The sequence below is a fragment of the Streptomyces sp. NPDC000348 genome (assembly GCF_042898795.1).
GTDB lineage: Bacteria > Actinomycetota > Actinomycetes > Streptomycetales > Streptomycetaceae > Streptomyces.
In genome coordinates this window covers 233,208-250,340 of sequence record NZ_JBIAZD010000003.1, presented here as the reverse complement: position 1 = coordinate 250,340, position 17,133 = coordinate 233,208, and the positions used below count along the sequence as shown (strand labels likewise).

17 protein-coding genes are annotated in these 17,133 nt (G+C 74.8%); 9 read left to right on the top strand and 8 right to left on the bottom strand.

The genetic code is table 11. The annotated features are described in order from the left end of the window. Positions 1–7: 7 nt before the first annotated feature. Positions 8–1,237: an HTTM domain-containing protein gene (locus ACFY3N_RS08020; protein WP_390815767.1), complete on the bottom strand. Its 1,230-nt coding sequence runs from the start codon at positions 1,235–1,237 to the stop codon at positions 8–10. Continuing rightward, complete coding sequence (locus tag ACFY3N_RS08015; RefSeq protein ID WP_390815766.1) at positions 1,234–2,070, bottom strand: DUF5819 family protein; 837 nt, start codon at positions 2,068–2,070, stop codon at positions 1,234–1,236. Before ACFY3N_RS08015 ends, ACFY3N_RS08020 begins: the two co-directional genes overlap by 4 nt. Positions 2,071–2,371: 301 nt before the next feature. Between ACFY3N_RS08015 and paaA the strand changes: the two genes are divergently transcribed. The 5 genes from paaA to paaE are packed head-to-tail and all read left to right on the top strand — an operon-like array spanning position 2,372 to position 5,991. Beyond that, positions 2,372–3,379: a 1,2-phenylacetyl-CoA epoxidase subunit PaaA gene (gene paaA / locus ACFY3N_RS08010; RefSeq protein WP_390815765.1), complete on the top strand. Its 1,008-nt coding sequence runs from the start codon at positions 2,372–2,374 to the stop codon at positions 3,377–3,379. After that, entirely contained in the window at positions 3,376–3,663 is a 288-nt protein-coding gene (gene paaB, locus ACFY3N_RS08005) for a 1,2-phenylacetyl-CoA epoxidase subunit PaaB (RefSeq protein WP_030820009.1), read from the top strand. The genes paaA and paaB overlap by 4 nt, the downstream gene beginning before the upstream one ends. After that, the gene (gene paaC / locus ACFY3N_RS08000) at positions 3,660–4,397 is read left to right on the top strand and encodes a 1,2-phenylacetyl-CoA epoxidase subunit PaaC (RefSeq protein WP_390815764.1); all 738 of its coding nucleotides are present in this window, start codon (positions 3,660–3,662) and stop codon (positions 4,395–4,397) included. Before paaB ends, paaC begins: the two co-directional genes overlap by 4 nt. Further along, on the top strand, positions 4,391–4,933 hold the full coding sequence (paaD, locus tag ACFY3N_RS07995) for a 1,2-phenylacetyl-CoA epoxidase subunit PaaD (protein WP_390815763.1): 543 nt from the start codon (positions 4,391–4,393) through the stop codon (positions 4,931–4,933). The genes paaC and paaD overlap by 7 nt, the downstream gene beginning before the upstream one ends. Next, on the top strand, positions 4,933–5,991 hold the full coding sequence (gene paaE / locus ACFY3N_RS07990; RefSeq protein WP_390815762.1) for a 1,2-phenylacetyl-CoA epoxidase subunit PaaE: 1,059 nt from the start codon (positions 4,933–4,935) through the stop codon (positions 5,989–5,991). The genes paaD and paaE overlap by 1 nt, the downstream gene beginning before the upstream one ends. Positions 5,992–6,046: 55 nt before the next feature. Here paaE and ACFY3N_RS07985 read toward each other — a convergent pair whose 3' ends face one another. The 4 genes from ACFY3N_RS07985 to ACFY3N_RS07970 form a co-directional block, all read right to left on the bottom strand. Continuing rightward, entirely contained in the window at positions 6,047–6,376 is a 330-nt protein-coding gene (locus tag ACFY3N_RS07985) for a rhodanese-like domain-containing protein (RefSeq protein ID WP_390816057.1), read from the bottom strand. Positions 6,377–6,428: 52 nt separating this feature from the next. After that, positions 6,429–7,268, bottom strand: coding sequence for a hypothetical protein (locus tag ACFY3N_RS07980; RefSeq protein WP_390815761.1), 840 nt, complete (start codon positions 7,266–7,268; stop codon positions 6,429–6,431). 90 nt (positions 7,269–7,358) lie between these two features. After that, a complete protein-coding gene (locus ACFY3N_RS07975) occupies positions 7,359–8,798 on the bottom strand; it encodes a DUF2252 domain-containing protein (RefSeq protein ID WP_390815760.1) in 1,440 nt (479 codons plus the stop codon). Between the two features lie 151 nt (positions 8,799–8,949). Then, a complete protein-coding gene (locus tag ACFY3N_RS07970; protein WP_390815759.1) occupies positions 8,950–9,606 on the bottom strand; it encodes a ScbR family autoregulator-binding transcription factor in 657 nt (218 codons plus the stop codon). A gap of 254 nt (positions 9,607–9,860) precedes the next feature. Here ACFY3N_RS07970 and ACFY3N_RS07965 point away from each other — a divergent pair, with 254 nt between their 5' ends. Together ACFY3N_RS07965 and ACFY3N_RS07960 are read left to right on the top strand one after the other, a co-directional pair. Then, positions 9,861–10,820 (top strand): ScbA/BarX family gamma-butyrolactone biosynthesis protein, encoded by a 960-nt coding sequence (locus ACFY3N_RS07965; protein ID WP_390815758.1) that lies wholly within the window; start codon positions 9,861–9,863, stop codon positions 10,818–10,820. After that, positions 10,817–11,785 carry an NAD-dependent epimerase/dehydratase family protein gene (locus tag ACFY3N_RS07960; RefSeq protein ID WP_390815757.1) on the top strand — a complete coding sequence of 323 codons (969 nt, stop codon included), beginning with the start codon at positions 10,817–10,819 and terminating at the stop codon, positions 11,783–11,785. The genes ACFY3N_RS07965 and ACFY3N_RS07960 overlap by 4 nt, the downstream gene beginning before the upstream one ends. Here ACFY3N_RS07960 and ACFY3N_RS07955 read toward each other — a convergent pair. Together ACFY3N_RS07955 and ACFY3N_RS07950 are read right to left on the bottom strand one after the other, a co-directional pair. Continuing rightward, positions 11,770–12,402, bottom strand: a complete 633-nt coding sequence (locus ACFY3N_RS07955) for a response regulator (protein WP_390816056.1) — start codon at positions 12,400–12,402, stop codon at positions 11,770–11,772. The genes ACFY3N_RS07960 and ACFY3N_RS07955 overlap by 16 nt on opposite strands. Positions 12,403–12,425: 23 nt before the next feature. Beyond that, positions 12,426–13,709, bottom strand: a complete 1,284-nt coding sequence (locus ACFY3N_RS07950) for a sensor histidine kinase (protein ID WP_390815756.1) — start codon at positions 13,707–13,709, stop codon at positions 12,426–12,428. 180 nt (positions 13,710–13,889) lie between these two features. Between ACFY3N_RS07950 and ACFY3N_RS07945 the strand changes: the two genes are divergently transcribed. Both ACFY3N_RS07945 and ACFY3N_RS07940 read left to right on the top strand, forming a co-directional pair. Beyond that, positions 13,890–14,636 carry an ABC transporter ATP-binding protein gene (locus tag ACFY3N_RS07945; protein WP_390815755.1) on the top strand — a complete coding sequence of 249 codons (747 nt, stop codon included), beginning with the start codon at positions 13,890–13,892 and terminating at the stop codon, positions 14,634–14,636. Further along, positions 14,630–17,074 (top strand): FtsX-like permease family protein, encoded by a 2,445-nt coding sequence (locus ACFY3N_RS07940; protein WP_390815754.1) that lies wholly within the window; start codon positions 14,630–14,632, stop codon positions 17,072–17,074. Before ACFY3N_RS07945 ends, ACFY3N_RS07940 begins: the two co-directional genes overlap by 7 nt. The last annotated feature ends 59 nt before the right edge of the window (positions 17,075–17,133 follow it).

Genomic DNA, 17,133 nt, shown 5'->3' with positions numbered 1-17,133 from the left:
GTGCAGCCTACGTGCGCGGGTCCGGCACCCCGCCGGGCGCCGGGGCGGCCTCCACCGGGTCCTCCCCGGCCGGGGGCCGCGGCCGCGGAACCCACGCCCCGCGCGGGCGCAGCCGGCCACGCGCACGCGCCGCGAGGTTCCCGAGGCGGCGCAGGAAGGCCGTCGGCAGGAAGACCGCGTCCGCCGCGATCATCGCCAGGGAGAAGAAGGGCAGTCCGAGCACGACCGCGATGACCGCGTGCTCCATGATCATGAAGGCCAGCAGGACGTTCTTGACCCGCCGGTTGAACAGCGTGAACGGGAAGGCGACCTGCACGGCGACCGTCCCGTAGGTCACCAGCATCACCATCGTGCCGCTGGCCGACAGCAGGTCCGCGAGGGCCGGCCAGGGGGAGAAGTACTCCAGGTGCAGCGGGTAGTGGACGGCGGTGCCGTCCTGCCAGCGGGAGCCCTGGACCTTGTACCAGCCGGCCGTGGCGTAGATCAGGCACGCCTCGGCCATGATCACCAGGAGCGCGCCGTTGTGCACGACGTTCGCGACGACGTCCAGCAGGATCCGCGGCTGCCCGGTCGCCGCGCGGCGACCGACCAGCCACCACAGCGCCTGCGCGAGCCACACGGTCCACAGCAGCGCCGGTATGAACCGGTCGCCGTCCGGCCGGCCCGTCAGTGCCGCCGTGAGCAGCAGGAAGCCCAGCGCACCCCACAGCACCGGGCCGACCCGGTCGCGCGGCCGCTCGCCGCGCGCGCGTGCCCCGGCCGCGCGGCGCGCACGCCGCGCGTCCAGGGACCAGACCTGACCGCAGCGCGTGAACGCCAGGTAGATCGACATCAGGTGCAGGACGTTGTCGCCGCCGTCCCCCATGAAGACGCTGCGGTTCTGCAGCGCCAGCACGCCCACCATGAACAGCACCGACATGGTGCGGGTGCGCCAGCCGAGCAGCAGGAGGAAGCTCCACAGCACGGCGAGCGCGTAGACGGCCTCGAACCAGACCTGGCCGTCCGACCACAGCAACGGTGTGAAGGCGCCGTTCGTCGCGACCAGCTGATCGGCGAGGTCCCAGCTCCAGGGACCGTCGGGGCCGTACAGCTCCTGGCGGTGGGGGAACTCGCGCAGCAGGAACAGCAGCCAGGTCAGGCTGAGGCCGATGCGGACGACGGCGGTCTGGTGGGGGCCGAGCGCGGAGTCGGTGACGCGGGCGACCGCGCGGGACAGGGCCGGTGAGCGGTGGTTCACCCGACACCTCCCCGGGCCTCGTCCTCGGGCAGTGACCACCAGCGCAGCGTGCGGTACACGGGTGTGGCGGAGATCTTCTCCCCACTCCATTCGGGCGGCGGCACAGGCGTGGTCCGTGAGCGGATCTGGACGCGCTCGACGGTGCCGCCCGGGCCGGCCGCGTCCGCGCGGTCGAGGCGCAGCACCGTGATCCGGCGCAGGTACGTCTCGGACAGCGCACCGCGCAGGCCCACCGGCCGGTTGTCGTCGTCGTGCGTGGCGACGAAGAAGTCCCAGGCGCGGCGCAGCTCGTTCTGCTGGGTGTGACTGGGCAGGAGGTTGCCGTCGATGGCGCGGCCGTCCTGTGCGGACAGGTCGTACCAGCCGGTGGTCCGTGTCCCCCCGTCCGCCGTGCGGACCTCGGCCCGCACCTGGACGGCGATGTTCTGCTGCAGCGGGTTCGGCGCGAACAGCTTCCAGTTCTGCTCGAACTCCGGGTAGATCCAGTCCTCGACCGTCTCGCCGTGCTCCTTGCTGACCGTGTTCGCCGGCGCGACGTGCAGGAACGTCATGCCGAGGTGCACACAGACCACGGCCGCGACGACCGCGAGCGCCGTCGCGGCGCAGATCCGGTAGGGCAGGGAGAGCTCGGCCACCCCGGCGGGCGGACCGGCGGACGGACCGACGGACGGACCGGCGGACGGCCCGACGGACGGCCCGGAATCGGGCGGAGGGGTCCGCGGCCCCGGCGGGTCCACCGGCGACGCGGGGCCGGGCAGCGCGGGGCGCGGGTCGGGCACGCCCCGCCCGGCGGGCCCGTGCCGGGCGTCCGAGCCCTTGTCGTACGCGTTCATCCCGCCCCGATCCACCGATCCCGGTCCGTCACCGCTTCCGCCCCGCCGCGCGGGCCCGGCACACCGCTCCGCCGCGTCGCAGGGAACGGTACTCAGCACCGGCGGTCCGGGCACGGTCCCGCCGGGATCCCGTTCCGTGGCCGTCGCCACACGGCTGCCCGGGCCCCGCCGTCCACGGGCGGCCCCCGCAGGTTATCCACAGCGGTTGACACCTCGCGGCACCCGTCTCACCATGGAATCGCACGAACCGAACGATCGGTCGGGAGCGTGCTCCGGGAAGCACCCAGTCGAGGGGGACCTCATGGCGACAGCAGCCGCCCGCGATACGGCCGGCAGCCAGGCGTACGACGCACCGGCCGGCGACACCGCCGGCCACGAGCGCGCCTTCGACGCGGCCGTCGCCGCCGACGAGCGGATCGAGCCGCGCGACTGGATGCCGGACGCCTACCGGGCCACGCTCGTCCGGCAGATCGCCCAGCACGCGCACTCCGAGATCATCGGCATGCAGCCGGAGGCCAACTGGATCACCCGCGCGCCCTCGCTGCGCCGCAAGGCGATCCTGATGGCCAAGGTGCAGGACGAGGCCGGGCACGGCCTGTATCTGTACGGCGCCGCCGAGACCCTCGGCGCCAGCCGCGACGAGCTGCTCGACAAGCTCCACTCCGGCCGCCAGAAGTACTCCTCGATCTTCAACTACCCGACCCTGACCTGGGCGGACGTCGGCGCCATCGGCTGGCTGGTGGACGGCGCGGCGATCACCAACCAGGTGCCCCTGTGCCGCTGCTCCTACGGCCCGTACGCGCGCGCGATGGTCCGCATCTGCAAGGAGGAGTCCTTCCACCAGCGCCAGGGCTACGAGCTGCTGCTGGCCCTCAGCAAGGGCACCCCGGAGCAGCACGCGATGGCGCAGGACGCGGTGGACCGCTGGTGGTGGCCATCGCTGATGATGTTCGGCCCGCCCGACGACGAGTCCCAGCACTCCGCGCAGTCGATGGCCTGGAAGATCAAGCGCCACTCCAACGACGAGCTGCGCCAGCGCTTCGTCGACATCTGCGTCCCCCAGGCCGAGTCGCTCGGCCTGACCCTCCCCGACCCGCACCTGAAGTGGAACGAGGAGCGCGGACACCACGACTTCGGCGCGATCGACTGGTCGGAGTTCCGGGAGGTCCTCAAGGGCAACGGCCCGTGCAACGAACAGCGGCTGACCCGGCGCAGGCGGGCCCACGAGGAGGGCGCCTGGGTCAGGGAGGCCGCGGCGGCCCACGCGGCCAAGCACACGAACGGCGAGACAGGAGCTGCGCGAGCATGACCCACACCGACTGGCCCCTGTGGGAGGTCTTCGTGCGTTCGCGCCGGGGACTGTCCCACACCCACGCCGGCAGCCTGCACGCGCCGGACGCGGAGCTCGCCCTGCGCAACGCCCGCGATCTGTACACCCGGCGCGGCGAGGGCGTCTCGATCTGGGTCGTCCCGTCCTCCGCGGTCACCGCCTCCTCGCCCGACGAGAAGGACCCGTTCTTCGAACCGGCCGCCGACAAGCCCTACCGGCACCCGACGTTCTACGAGATCCCCGAGGGGGTGCGGCACCTGTGACGACGACCCCCGCCGAGGACACCGCCGACCGCACGGCCGCCGCGCTCGCCCTCGGCGACGACGCGCTGGTGCTCTCCCACCGCCTGGGCGAGTGGGCCGGCCACGCCCCCGTGCTGGAGGAGGAGGTCGCCCTCGCCAACATCGCGCTGGACCTGCTGGGCCAGGCCCGGATGCTGCTGTCGATGGCGGGCGACGAGGACGAGCTGGCCTATCTGCGCGAGGAGCGCGCCTTCCGCAACCTCCAGCTGGTGGAACAGCCGAACGGCGACTTCGCCCACACCATCGCCCGACAGCTGTACTTCTCCGCCCACCAGTACCTCCTCTACGGCGAACTGGCCTCCGGCGACGGCCCGTTCGCGCCGCTGGCCGGCAAGGCGGTCAAGGAGACCGCCTACCACCGCGACCACGCCGCACAGTGGACGCTGCGGCTCGGCGACGGCACGGACGAGAGCCGTGCGCGGATGCAGCGGGCCGTGGACGCGCTCTGGCGCTACACGGGAGAGATGTTCCAGCCCGTCGAGGGCCTGGACGTCGACCGGGCCGGACTGGAGACGGCCTGGCTCGAGTGGGTCTCGGAGGTGCTGCGCCGAGCCACGCTCACGGTGCCCGAGGGCCCGCGCACCGGAGCGTGGACGGCCGGTGCGGGCCGTCAGGGCCTGCACACCGAGCCCTTCGGCCGGATGCTCGCCGAGATGCAGCACCTGCACCGCAGCCATCCGGGGGCGACATGGTGACCACCCTCACCCCGCTGGAGGCCGAACTCCTGGAGCTCGCCGGTTCGGTGCCCGACCCCGAACTGCCCGTGCTGACCCTGCGCGACCTGGGCGTCGTGCGCGCGGTGCACGCGCGCGGCACGGACACCGTCGAGGTCGAGCTGACCCCGACGTACACCGGCTGCCCGGCCGTGGAGGCGATGAGCCGGGACATCGAGCGGGTGCTGCGCGAGCGCGGGGTGCGCGAGGTCACCGTGCGCAGAGTGCTCGCGCCCGCCTGGTCGACCGACGACATCACGGAGGAAGGGCGCCGCAAACTGCGGGAGTTCGGCATCGCCCCGCCGCGTGTGCGCACGGCTTCCGGGCCGGTCGGGGTGGAGCTGGGCCCGACGCGCACCCACGCGACCCGGCCGGAGGGCGAGCCGGTGCCCGTCCACTGCCCGCACTGCGGCTCCGCCGAGACCGAACTGCTCAGCCGTTTCTCGTCCACCGCGTGCAAGGCACTGCGCCGCTGCCTGGCCTGCCGTGAACCGTTCGACCACTTCAAGGAGTTGTGATGGCCCGCTTCCACCGGCTCCGGGTGGCCGCGGTCGACCGGCTCACCGACGACTCCGTCGCCCTCACCCTCACCGTCCCCCCGCACCTGGCCGAGGAGTACCGGTACGCCCCCGGCCAGCACCTGGCCCTGCGGCGCGCCGCGGACGGCGAGGACATCCGGCGCACCTACTCCATCTGCTCCCCCGCACCCGACGGCGAGGCACCGAGCACGCTCCGGGTCGGCATCCGGCTGGTCGAGGGCGGCGCCTTCTCCACGTACGCGCTCAAGGAGATCGCCCTCGGCGACGAGCTGGAGGTGATGACCCCGGCCGGCCGCTTCACGCTCCCTCCCGCGCCCGGCCGGTACGCGGCGATCGTCGGCGGCAGCGGTATCACACCGGTGCTGTCGATCGTCTCGACCCTCCTCGCGCGCGAGCCGCGGACCCGGTTCTGCCTGATCCGCAGCGACCGGACGACCGCCTCGACGATGTTCCTGGAGGAGGTCGCCGACCTGAAGGACCGCTACCCCGAGCGGCTCCAGCTGGTGACGGTCCTCTCCCGCGAGGAGCAGCAGGCGGGGCTGCCGTCCGGACGGCTGGACCGGGAGCGGCTGACCGGGCTGCTGCCCGTCCTGCTGCCCGTGGAACAGGTGGACGGCTGGTTCCTGTGCGGGCCGTACGGCCTGGTCGAAGGGGCCGAGCGGGCGCTGCGCGGGCTGGGTGTGGCGCGCTCCCGCATCCACCAGGAGATCTTCCACGTGGACGCCGGCACGGCGGCCGTCGCCGCGGCGCCCGCCCCCGCGCACAGCACGGTCACCGCCCGGCTCGACGGACGCGGCGGAAGCTGGCCCGTCCAGGACGGCGAGTCCCTGCTGGACACGGTGCTGCGCAACCGGCCCGACGCGCCCTACGCCTGCAAGGGCGGGGTGTGCGGGACCTGCCGCGCCTTCCTCGTCTCGGGCGAGGTGCGGATGGACCGCAACTTCGCGCTGGAGCCGGAGGAGACGCAGGCGGGCTATGTCCTGGCCTGCCAGTCGCACCCGGTGACGGAGCGGGTGGAGCTCGACTTCGACCGGTAGGAGCAGGCGCCGGGCCTCCGCGGAAGGCCGCTGCGGCACGTGCCCCGGCAGACCGCTACAGCACGTGTCCCGGCGTCCCGCCGTCGGTGACGACGGGACGTCCGGCGGCTTCCCACACCTGCATGCCGCCGTCCACGTTCACGGCGTCGACGCCCTGCTGGGCCAGGTACATGGTGACCTGCGCCGACCGTCCGCCGGAGCGGCAGATCACATGGACCCGGCCGTCCTGCGGGGCGGCCTCGGTCAGCTCGCCGTAGCGGGCCACGAACTCGCTGAGGGGGATGTGCAGCGCCCCCGCGGCATGACCGGCCTTCCACTCGTCGTCCTCGCGGACGTCCAGCAGGAAGTCGCCGTCCTTGAGGTCCGCGACCCGGACCGTGGGCACACCAGCTCCAAAACTCATGCCCCCGACGCTACCCGACCGGGCGGGTCCCGGTTCAGGCGAGCAGCGCCGCCAGCTCCGCCTCGCGTTCGGTCACCTGGGTCCGCAGCTGCTCGGCGATCTCCTCGAGGAGCCTGTCGGGGTCGTCCGGGGCGAGGCGGAGCATCGAGCCGATGGCACCGTCCTCCAGTTCCCTGGCGACCAGCGTGAGCAGTTCCTTGCGCCGGGCGAGCCATTCGAGGCGGGCGTAGAGCTCCTCGCCCGCGCTGGGGACGCGCTTCAGCTCCGGTCCCGCGGCCCACTCCTCGGCGAGTTCGCGCAGCTCGTCCTCGTTGCCGCGGGCGTAGGCGGCGTTGACGCGGGTGATGAACTCCTCGCGGCGCGCGCGTTCCCTCTCCTCCTGCGCCAGGTCCGGGTGGGCCTTGCGGGCGAGGTCGCGGTAGAGCTTGCGGGCCTCCTCGCTGGGCCGCACCCGCCGCGGGGGCCGCACCGGCTGGCCGGTGAGCATGGCGGTGGCCTCGGGGAAGAGGCCGTCGCCGTCCATCCAGCCGTTGAGCAGTTCCTCGACGCCGGGGATGGGCATCAGCCGGGCGCGCGCCTCGTCGGCCCGGCGCCGGTCCTCGGGATCGTCGCTGCGGGCGGCCCTGACCTCCAGGATCCGGGCGTCCAGTTCCTCGAGCCGGGCGTACATCGGGCCGAGCTTCTGTTCGTGCAGCCGGGAGAAGTTCTCGACCTCGACGCGGAAGGTCTCCACGGCGATCTCGAACTCGATCAACGCCTGCTCGGCCACGCGGACGGCCTGCTCCAGCCGCTCCTCGGGCCGCGCCGCACCGCCCCCGCCGGGGGTCTGCTCCGCGCCGGCGCCGCCACTCTGCTCACCTTCCGAGGTCGTCACCCGGACAGCGTAGGCCACCCGCCGGGCGCCACGCCCCGCCGCGGCGGCGCACCCCCCGGCCGGGGGCGCGCGCCCGTCCCGGACGCCCGCTCACACCCCCGTCTCCGCCGCGATCCGTCCCGCCCGCACCGCGGCCACCAGGTCCGTGTGGTCCGCCTCGGTGCGGTCGGCGTAGGCGACGGCGAAGGCCGCCACCGCCTCGTCCAGTTCGTCGTTCTTGCCGCAGTAGCCGGCGATCAGGCGGGGGTCGGCGCTGTGGGAGTGGGCGCGGGCCAGCAGGGCGCCGGTCATCCGGGCGTAGTCGTCGACCTGGTCGGCGGCGAGCGCGGCCGGGTCGACGCTGCCCTTGCGGTTGCGGAACTGGCGCACCTGGTAGGGGCGGCCGTCGACCGTCGTCCAGCCCAGCAGGCTGTCGCTCACCACCTGCATCCGCTTCTGGCCGTGGACCACCCGCCTGCCCTCGTGGCCGGCCTCGGGGGCGTCGAATCCGGCCGTCAGCAGGTGCGGCACGAGTGCCGAGGGCCGCGCCTCCTTCACCTGGAGGACCAGGGACTCGCCCCGGTGGTCGAGGAGCAGCACGACGTACGAGCGGGTGCCCACGCTGCCGGTGCCGACGACGCGGAACGCCACGTCGTGCACCGCGTGCCGGGCCAGCAGCGGGTGGCGGTCGGGCGGGAGCGTGCCGAGGTACTGCTCCAGCGAGGCGGCCACCGCGGCGGCCTCGCCGTCCGGTATGCGGCGCAGGACCGGCGGCGCGTCGACGAAGCGGCGTCCGCCGTCCCCGGTCGTCTCGGTGGACCTGGCCGCGAACCGGCCGCTGGTGTTCGCGCGGGCCTTCTCGGAGACCCGCTCCAGGGTGCCCAGCAGGTCGTGGGCGTCGGTGTGGGAGACCAGTTCCTCGTCCGCGATGGCGTTCCAGGCGTCCAGCGCCGGAAGCCTGGACAGCAGCCGCATCGTGCGGCGGTAGGCGCCCACGGTGTCGTGGGCCGCGGCGCGGCAGGTGTCCTCGTCCGCGCCGGCCTCGCGCCCGGCGAGCACCAGGGAGGTGGCGAGCCGCTTGAGGTCCCATTCCCAGGGGCCGTGCACCGTCTCGTCGAAGTCGTTCAGGTCGATGACCAGTCCGCCGCGCGCGTCGCCGTAGAGACCGAAGTTCGCCGCGTGGGCGTCACCGCAGATCTGGGCGCCGATCCGGGTCATCGGCGTGCGGGCCAGGTCGTACGCCATCAGGCCCGCCGATCCGCGCAGGAAGGCGAACGGCGTCGCCGTCATCCTGCCCACCCGGAGCGGCGCGAGCTCGGGCAGCCGGCCGCGGCTGGACTCCTCGACGGCGCTCACGGCGTCGGGGCGGGAGGGGTCCGGGTCGAAGGTGGCGTGCGCCGCTCGGGGAACCCGCCCGCGCAGGGCCTTGCCCTCGTCCTTGGGGCTGCCCTCGGCGGGCCACTCGGCGAATCCCGGCACCCGCGGCAGCCGCCGCACCAGGGCCGCACCACCGGTCCCGGCCACCCCGGCAGGCCCACGGGTCCCGGACATCCCGGCAACGTCTTCGGTCACGGCGACCGCCTCCCCCGTACACATACGTGCCGTACACACGCGTCGACATCGATCGTGCCGACCGTACAGCCGGTGGCCGAAACGCGTCAGACCCTGTGGACAACTCGTCCGGTGCGGAGAAATCCGGGTCCTACCCGGCTTCCGCCACCTCCGGCAGCAGCCGCCCCTCGGCGAGCAGCCGCCCGGCGCGGCCCTGGGAGATGTCCAGCCGGGCCAGCACGGCCGGGACGGCCACGCCCGGCAGCATGTGGTGGAACAGCACGGTGACCCGGTGCTCCAGGTCCTGCCGCTGGCAGCGCAACTGCGACAGGAGCTGCACCCCGGAGAAGCTCGCGACCAGCAGCTCCGCCGTCTCCGTCGGGTCGACGTGCGGCAGCAGTTCGCCCCCCGCCTTGGCCTCGGCCAGGGTCCGGGTGGTCTGGTCGATCCACATGCCGAACGCCGGAGTGCGGTCCAGTCCCAGCGCCCCCTGGTCCAGGGCCAGTCCGACGCTGGCCCGCACCAGCGGCTCGGTCCGCAGCCGCAGCGCCAGCACCAGGCCGGAGTCGACGAGTTCCTGCAGCTTGCTGGACTGGGGCGGCAGGGAGATCGCGAGCTGCTCCTCGAACACGCCGAGCGCCAGCTCCTCCTTGGAGCCGAAGTGGAAGTACAGCGCGCCCTTGGTGACCCCGGCCCGCTCCAGGATCTCCCCGATGGTCGCCGAGGTGTAGCCGCGTTCGTCGAAGACGGCCGCCGCCGCCTCCAGAATGGTCCGCCGGGTGCGGATCGCGCGCTCCTGTCGCGCCATCGGGTGCCTCCTGATCTGGGGGGATCTCATGGATCTCTCGGGTCGCGCCGTGCAGTCGGCGTGAAGCCGCCGTGAAGCCGTTGTGAAGCCGCCGTACGGTCTGTCGTGCTGGTGCGGGCGCGTGGGCTCGTCTCCGGCGAGTGGATCACCCTTGGAAAAAAACCAACTCGTCCGTATCTTAGTGCGAACCGACCGGGGGCCGATCGTCGATCCCGGGGGTTCCTCACGCCGCAGCCGGATTCCTGGAGCGCACCATGGAGGATCAGACCGGGCAGCGGGACTCGCCCGCGGACACCGCCGGCGGCCCCGGTGCCCGCACCCGCGTCACGACGGAACTCGCCCACCGCCCCCGCGCGGCGGACGTCTTCCCGGTCGAATGGGTCCGGCTCTCGGACGTCCGCTTCCGTGTCACCGCCCGCTGGCCCGCCGACCACGTCTTCTTCGGCCCCGTCGACGACCGCCGCCAGGATCCGATGATCGTTGGTGAAACGTTGCGGCAGACCTCGATGGCCCTCGCCCACGCGGAGTTCGGCGCCCCCGCCGACACCCACTTCGTCATGCGGGACCTGGACATCTCCACCGACCCGGACCGCCTGCTGCTCGCGGACGCGGACGAGCCGGTCACCGTCGACGTCGTCTGTTCCGAGGTCCGCCGCCGGGGCCGCGGCCTGAACGGCATGCGCACGACGATGGAGTTCCGTCGCGCGGGACGCCTCGTCGCCCGCGGCACCGGCAGCACCGGCTGCACCTCCCCGGCCGCCTACCGCCGCCTGCGGGAACGCCAGCTGGCCGCCCGGGGGGCCCGAATACCGCTGCCGGAACCGGTCCCACCCGGACTGGTGGGCCGCCACCGCGCGGAGGACGTCGTCCTCGCCCCCGCGGACCGGCCCGGCTCCTGGCTGCTGCGCGCGCACACCGGGCACCCGGTCCTCTTCCCGCGTCCCAACGACCACGTCCCCGGCATGGTCCTGTTCGAGGCGGCCCGTCAGGCCGCGACCGCGGCATCGGGCCGGCTGCCCTTCCTGCCGTCCGAGCTGGCCGTCTCCTTCAGCCGTTACGCCGAACTGGACAGCCCCTGCCGGCTCGACACCGAAGTGCTGTACAAGGACGAGGGCGAGGTGACGGTGCGGGTGGCGGGCGCCCAGGCCGGCCGGCCCGTCTTCGCCGCCACCCTCACCTGCGCGCCCACGGCCCCGGTACGGTCCCTGCCGTGACCGTCGACCTCCTGATCACCGGCGCGACGGGCTTCATCGGCGGCCGGGTCGCCGCGGCGGCCCTCGAACGCCCCGGCCTCCGCGTCCGCGCGCTGTCCCGTCGTACGCCGCCCGGGCGGCCGGTCCCCGGGACGGTGCCCGGCGACCTCGCCGACCCGCGCACCCTGCACGGCTGTTGCGCCGGCGTCGACGTCCTCGTCCACTGCGCCTCCCGGGTGGGCGGCGACCCGGAGTCCGCCGCCGCGGTCAACGACCTCGGCACGAAGGCCCTGGTGGAGGAGGCCGTCCGGAGCGGGGTGCGCCGGATCGTGTACGTCGGCACCGCCGCCGTCCACGGCCGGGGCCCCTTCCGGGGCGTACGGCCCGGCGAGGCCCCGATCGCGCCCGTCTCCGCCACCAGCCGCACCCGCGCGGCGGCCGAACGGCACGTCCTCGACGCGGGCGGCCTGGTGCTGCGCCCGCACCTGGTGCACGGCGAGGGCGACCGCTGGGTGGTCCCCGGACTGGTGGGACTGCTGCGGGAGCTCTCCGCGACCGTGTCCGGCTGCGAGGCGCTCCAGTCGATGATCGACGTCGACACCCTGGGCCGGGCGGTCGTCGCCGCGGCGCTGTCCCCCGGCCACGGCCCCGGCACCCACTACGTCGCCCACCCGGACCCGGTCCCCGCCTCGGAGCTGCTCGCGGCCGTGTGCGAGCAGGTGGAACGGCCCGGCGACGGCGCCTCGGTGGACGAGGCCACCGCCCGCGCCCGGGCCGCCGGGTCCCCGCGCGCGCTGCATCACCTGGACATGCTCACCGTGGACCACTGGTTCGCGGACGACGGCTTCTGGAAGGACCTGGACTGCTCACCGGGTGAGGGGTTCGCCCGTGCGTTCGCGCGGTCGGCCCCCTGGTACCGGTCGTACGTGACGGCCGGGCGGCGGGGAGACCGTCCGGCCGGTCCGCACGGTCACGCCCGCAGGTAGGCCAGCACCGCGAGGACCCGCCGGTGCGTCCCGTCCGTCAACGGCAGGTCCAGCTTCGTGAAGATGCCGCCGATGTGCTTGCCGACGGCGGCCTCCGACACCACCAGCTCGCGGGCGATCGCGCCGTTGGACCTGCCCTGCGCCATCAGCGCCAGCACCTCCCGCTCCCGCGGGGACAGCCGCTCCAGCGGGTCACGGCGGTGGCGCAGCAGCTGCCGCACGACCTCGGGGTCGACCACCGTACCGCCGTCCGCGACCTGGCTCAGCGCGGTCACGAACTCCTCGATCTGGCCGACCCGGTCCTTGAGCAGATAGCCGATGCCGGTGCCGTCGCCGGAGTCCAGCAGGTCGGAGGCGTACCGGCGCTGCACGTACTGGCTGAGCACGAGCACGGGCAGCGCGGGCCGCTCGGCGCGCAGGCGCACGGCCGCGCGCAGCCCCTCGTCCTGGAAGCCCGGGGGCATCCGGACGTCCGTCACCACGATGTCGGGTTCGTGTCCGCCGACCTCGGCGACCAGTGCCTCGGCGTCGCCGACCGCCGCGACGACCTCGTGCCCGCACCGCTGGAGCAGGCCGGCCAGGCCCTCCCGCAGCAGCACGCTGTCCTCGGCCAGCACGACGCGCAGTGCCCGGCCGTCCGTCAGGGGGAGCAGGGGGTGCAAGGGATCTCCACACGCAGCAGGGTCGGTCCACCCACCGGACTGGACAGGGTGAGTCTGCCATCGAGCACCGACACCCGGTCGGCGAGCCCGGTCAGCCCACTGCCCGTCCCGGCCCGTGCGCCGCCCCGTCCGTCGTCGCGGACCTCCAGCAGCAGCCGCCCGTCGCGGTGCCCGCCGTCCACCCGCGCGCGGCTCGCCCCGCTGTGCCGGGCGACGTTGGCGAGCGCCTCGCAGACCACGAAGTACGCGGCGGCCTCGACCGGCGCGGGCAGCCGGCCGGTGAGATCCAGCTCCACGTCCACGGGTACGGCGGACCGGTCGGCGGCGTCGGCGACCGCGGCCTCGAGACCGTAGTCGGCGAGGACCCGGGGATGGATGCCGTGGATGAGCTCCCGCAGTTCCCGAAGCGCCCGGCCCGCCTCGTCGTGGGCCCCGGCGAGCCGGTCGGCGAGCGGCCCGGGCGGCGCGTCCAGGCGGGCCAGGCCCAGCGTCATCGTCAGGGCGACCAGACGCTGCTGGGCCCCGTCGTGCAGATCGCGCTCGATGCGCCGCCGTTCCGCCTCGAACGCCTCCACCAGCCGCACCCGGGACCGGGTCAGTTCGGTCACCCTGGCGTCCAGGCCGGTCTCGCGCGGGGCGATCAGCAGCCGGGTCAGCCCCGCGCGGGCGCCCGCCGCGACGCCCAGCAGGTAGGCGCCCAGGGCGAGCAGGACGATCCCGAGCAGGGCGGCACCGGCCGCCGCCGGCCAGGTGGTGACCGTCCACAGTTTGAGGACCTTCGCCTCCCTGCCGTCCCCGGCCGTGGCCATCAGCAACGGGGTGGCGGTCACGGCCGCCGGGAAGAGCAGGCCGACCGTGAGCGCGAGGGCGTCGACCGGCCACAGCAGGCCCGCGAACAGCAGGGCGTGACCGAGCTCCCGCCAGGTGGCCCGCTCCCGCAGCCGGGCGGTCAGCCAGGCCCGCAGGCCGGGGGCGGCGGGCGGCAGGTGCGGGTCGGGTGCCGGATCGCGGTCGGCCAGCCGCAGCCGCCACCGCTCCAGCCGGGCCACCGGTATGCCCGCGAGGGCGGTGCCGAGCAGCAGCGGAAGTCCCACCAGGACCGGCGCGAGCACCACGCCGGCCACCACCGACACCACGAGGCCCACGAGCACGACCGCGCCGGTCACCGCGCCGGTGAGCAGATGTCCGGCCGCGCGCCACGGCCACGCGCACAACGCGTAGCCGGGACGGGACATGGCCTGCCAGGGATTCCGGGGCTGCATGCGGATCACCGTAGAAGCCGGCGCCGTACCGGGCCATCGGCCTGGGCGGAGTCTTCGGGGTATGCCTGGCCCCACCCCTTTTCTCACCCCTGCCGCACTGCGCCGACCGGCTCCCGGACGGTTTCGTGTCCCTCGGACGACGAGCCCGGAATGGCCGGGTCCGGACAGAGGAGCGGGCACATGGGTCGGAGGAACGGCGACGCGATCGCCTTGCGCCGGGTGAGCCGGCGGTACGGATCGGGCGACGGCGCGGTGAGCGCGCTGGACGAGGTCTCCCTCGCCTTCCCGTACGGGAGTTTCACCGCCGTGACGGGCCCGTCCGGCTCCGGCAAGTCGACGCTGCTGCAGTGCGCCGCCGGACTCGACCGGCCCACCTCGGGTTCGGTCACCGTCGACGGCACCGAACTGACCGGGCTCGGTGAGAGACGGCTGACCCTGCTGCGCCGCGAACGCATCGGCTTCGTCTTCCAGGCGTTCAACCTGCTGCCGGCGCTGACCGCCGAGCAGAACGTCGCCCTCCGGCTGCGGCTGGCCGGCCGGCGCGTGCCGCGGGCCCGGATCCGTCAGGCGCTCCACCAGGTCGGCCTCGGCGACCGCGCCCGGCACCGGCCCGCCGAGCTGTCCGGCGGGCAGCAGCAGCGCGTCGCCCTGGCCCGCGCCCTGGTCACCCGCCCCGCGGTGCTGTTCGCCGACGAACCGACCGGCGCACTGGACTCCCGCACCGGACGCGAGGTGCTCACGCTGCTGCGCGGCATGGCCGACCACGAGGGACGGACGGTCGTCATGGTGACCCACGACCCGGTGGCCGCCTCCTGCGCCGACCGCGTGGTCTTCCTGGTCGGCGGCCGCGTCCACGGCGAGCTGGCCGGGGCGGACGCGGACGCCGTCGCCGCGCGGATGACCGGTCTTGAGGCCGCGCCGTGCTGAGCCTCGCCCTGCGCACCCTGCGCGCCCGGTGGACCGTCTTCGCCGGCAGCTTCACCGCCCTCGCGCTGGGCGTGGCCCTCCTCACCGTCATGGGACTCGCCCTCGCCTCCTCCCTGGACGCTCCCGCACGGGCACCGCAGCGGTTCGCCGCCGCCCCGGCCGTGGTCAAGGGCGCGGACACGCTGCGCGTACCGACGCCGAACGGTGAGGAGACCGAGCGACTGGCGCACCCGCGCGCGGTGCCGGCGACGACCGTCGCGAAGCTGCGCCGGCTCGGCACGGTCGTCGAGGACCGCTCCTACCCCGTCCGGGCGGAGGGCGCCCCCGGCGAGCTGACCGGCCACCCCTGGTCCACCGCCGCGTTCGCCCCGTACGCCGTCGAGGCGGGCCGTGCGCCCCGCGCGGACGACGAGGTCGTCGTCAGCGGCGGCTGGGCACGGCCCGGCACGCGGGTGCGCACGGACCGCGGCACCGTGCGGGTCGTGGGCACCGTGGCCGGCCGCGGCTTCGAGCACGCCGTCTTCCACACCGACGCGCGCGCCGCCGAGCTGCACCCGTCCGTCGACCAGCTGGTCGTGGACGCCGACCCGGCGGCCGTACGGGAGGCGGTGCGCGAAGCCGCGGGCGTCCGGGTCCTCACCGGGGACGACCGCCGGTACGCCGACGCGGATCCCGAGCGCGACAGCGAGGCGCTGACCGCGATGAACGCCCTGTTCGGCACGGCGGGCGGGGTCTCCGCCTTCGTCTCGGTGTTCGTGGTGGCGTCCACCTTCGCCTTCGCGGTCGACCGGCGGCGCCGGGAGTTCGGGCTGCTGCGCACCATCGGGGCCACCCCGGGTCAGCTACGGCGCACGGTCCTCTGCGAGGCCCTGCTGGTCGGGGTGCTCGCCTCGGCCGCCGGCTGCGGGCTCGGCGGGTACGCGGCGCCCTCGCTGGCCGCGTGGGTGGTCGACGTGGAGCTGGCGCCGGGCTGGTTCACCATCGGCGACGCCCGGTGGCCGTACCACGCGGCGTTCTGGACGGGGCTCCTCGTCGCCCTGAGCGGTGCCGTCGCGGCCTCCTGGCGGGCGGGGCGCACGGGCCCCCTCCAAGCGCTGCGCGAGGCGTCCGCCGACAGCGGGGCCATGACGCGGGGGCGGTGGCTGTGCGGCACGGCCCTGCTGCTGACCGCCGGGGTGACGCTCGCCGTGACGCTGCTCGGCGATCCGGGCGACCTGCTGCACCGCAAGACCTACGTCGGCCGGCCCATGCTGCTGATCACCGCCGCCGCGCTGCTCGCCCCGCCGGCGGTGGGGCCGCTGACCCGGCTGTCGGCCCGGTTCCCGGGAGCGGTCGGCATGCTGGTGCGCGAGAACGCGGCCGCCGGGGTGCGCCGTACGACCGCGGTGGCGGCGCCCGTGCTGGTCACGGTCGCCCTCGCGGGCTCGTTGCTCGGCGCCATCGCCACCCTGGACCGGGCCGGGGCCGCCGAGGCGCGGAAGCGGACCACCGCGGCGTTCGTCGTCACGGCCGCGGGTGACGGGGCCTTCGACGCGCGGACCCTGGACCGGCTGCGCGCGGTGCCCGGCGCGCGGGTGTCGGCGAGTGCGCCGAGCGCGGTGTACGTCCTGGAGGAGGGCGTGGCGCTGATCAGGTCCGAGGCCCGGGCCGTCGACCCCGGGGCGCCGGCCGCCACCGCGCGGCTGCCGCTCGCCGCGGGGAAGGTCACCGACCTCGACGACGGCTCGGTCGTCGTCAACGAGGAGTGGGAGCGGCACACGGTCGGAGAGCGCGTGCGGGTGTGGCTCGGGGACGGCACGGAGCGGACGCTGCGGATCGCCGCGGTGATGACCACCGGCACCGGCGACAACGGCGTCTACGTCACCCGGGCCAACGCGCCGGGCGCGCGCGTGGACCGGGTGGACGTCGCCCTCGCGGACGGCGCCGACGCACGCGTGGTGGCCGCCGGTCTGGAGCGGGCGGTGCGGCCCTTCGGCGGTCAGGTCCGCACCGGGGGCCGGTGGGCGGCCGCCTCGGCCGCCGGGAGCGAACGCACCACCCGTCACGGCCTCCTGCTGGTCCTCGGCATCGCCCTGCTCTACACGGGCATCTCCCTGGCCAACACCATGGTCATGGCGACCTCCGGCCGGGTGCGCGAGCTCGCGGTACTGCGGCTGGCCGGGGCCACGCGGGGGCAGGTGCTGCGCGTGGTGGGCGCGGAGTCGCTGACGGTGGTCGCGGTCGGCGCGGTCCTGGGCGTGACCGTGGCCGCGCTCCAGCTGGCCGGAATGTGGGGAGCGCTGGCCCTGCTCTCGGCCCCCGTCACGATCGTCCTTCCCTGGTCCGTCCTCGCCGCCGTCACGGCCGCCTGTGCCGTGCTCGCCACGGTCTCCGCGGTCGTCCCCGCCGCCCTCGCCCTGCGCCGGCCCGCGCTGGAATCGGCGGGCATCCGCGAGTGACCCCACCGGCAACCGCAGGGGAACCGGCGGGCATCCGTGAGCGGGCCCACGGGATCCGC

Bases quoted from the DNA above. Each gene is read 5' to 3' on its own strand.
- ACFY3N_RS07950 (WP_390815756.1), bottom strand. From the start codon at position 13,709: ATGCAGCCCCGGAATCCCTGGCAGGCCATGTCCCGTCCCGGCTACGCG.
- paaB (WP_030820009.1), top strand. From the start codon at position 3,376: ATGACCCACACCGACTGGCCCCTGTGGGAGGTCTTCGTGCGTTCGCGC.
- ACFY3N_RS07965 (WP_390815758.1), top strand. From the start codon at position 9,861: ATGGAGGATCAGACCGGGCAGCGGGACTCGCCCGCGGACACCGCCGGC.
- paaE (WP_390815762.1), top strand. From the start codon at position 4,933: ATGGCCCGCTTCCACCGGCTCCGGGTGGCCGCGGTCGACCGGCTCACC.
- ACFY3N_RS08015 (WP_390815766.1), bottom strand. From the start codon at position 2,070: ATGAACGCGTACGACAAGGGCTCGGACGCCCGGCACGGGCCCGCCGGG.
- ACFY3N_RS07975 (WP_390815760.1), bottom strand. From the start codon at position 8,798: ATGTCCGGGACCCGTGGGCCTGCCGGGGTGGCCGGGACCGGTGGTGCG.
- paaA (WP_390815765.1), top strand. From the start codon at position 2,372: ATGGCGACAGCAGCCGCCCGCGATACGGCCGGCAGCCAGGCGTACGAC.
- ACFY3N_RS07970 (WP_390815759.1), bottom strand. From the start codon at position 9,606: ATGGCGCGACAGGAGCGCGCGATCCGCACCCGGCGGACCATTCTGGAG.
- ACFY3N_RS07945 (WP_390815755.1), top strand. From the start codon at position 13,890: ATGGGTCGGAGGAACGGCGACGCGATCGCCTTGCGCCGGGTGAGCCGG.
- paaD (WP_390815763.1), top strand. From the start codon at position 4,391: ATGGTGACCACCCTCACCCCGCTGGAGGCCGAACTCCTGGAGCTCGCC.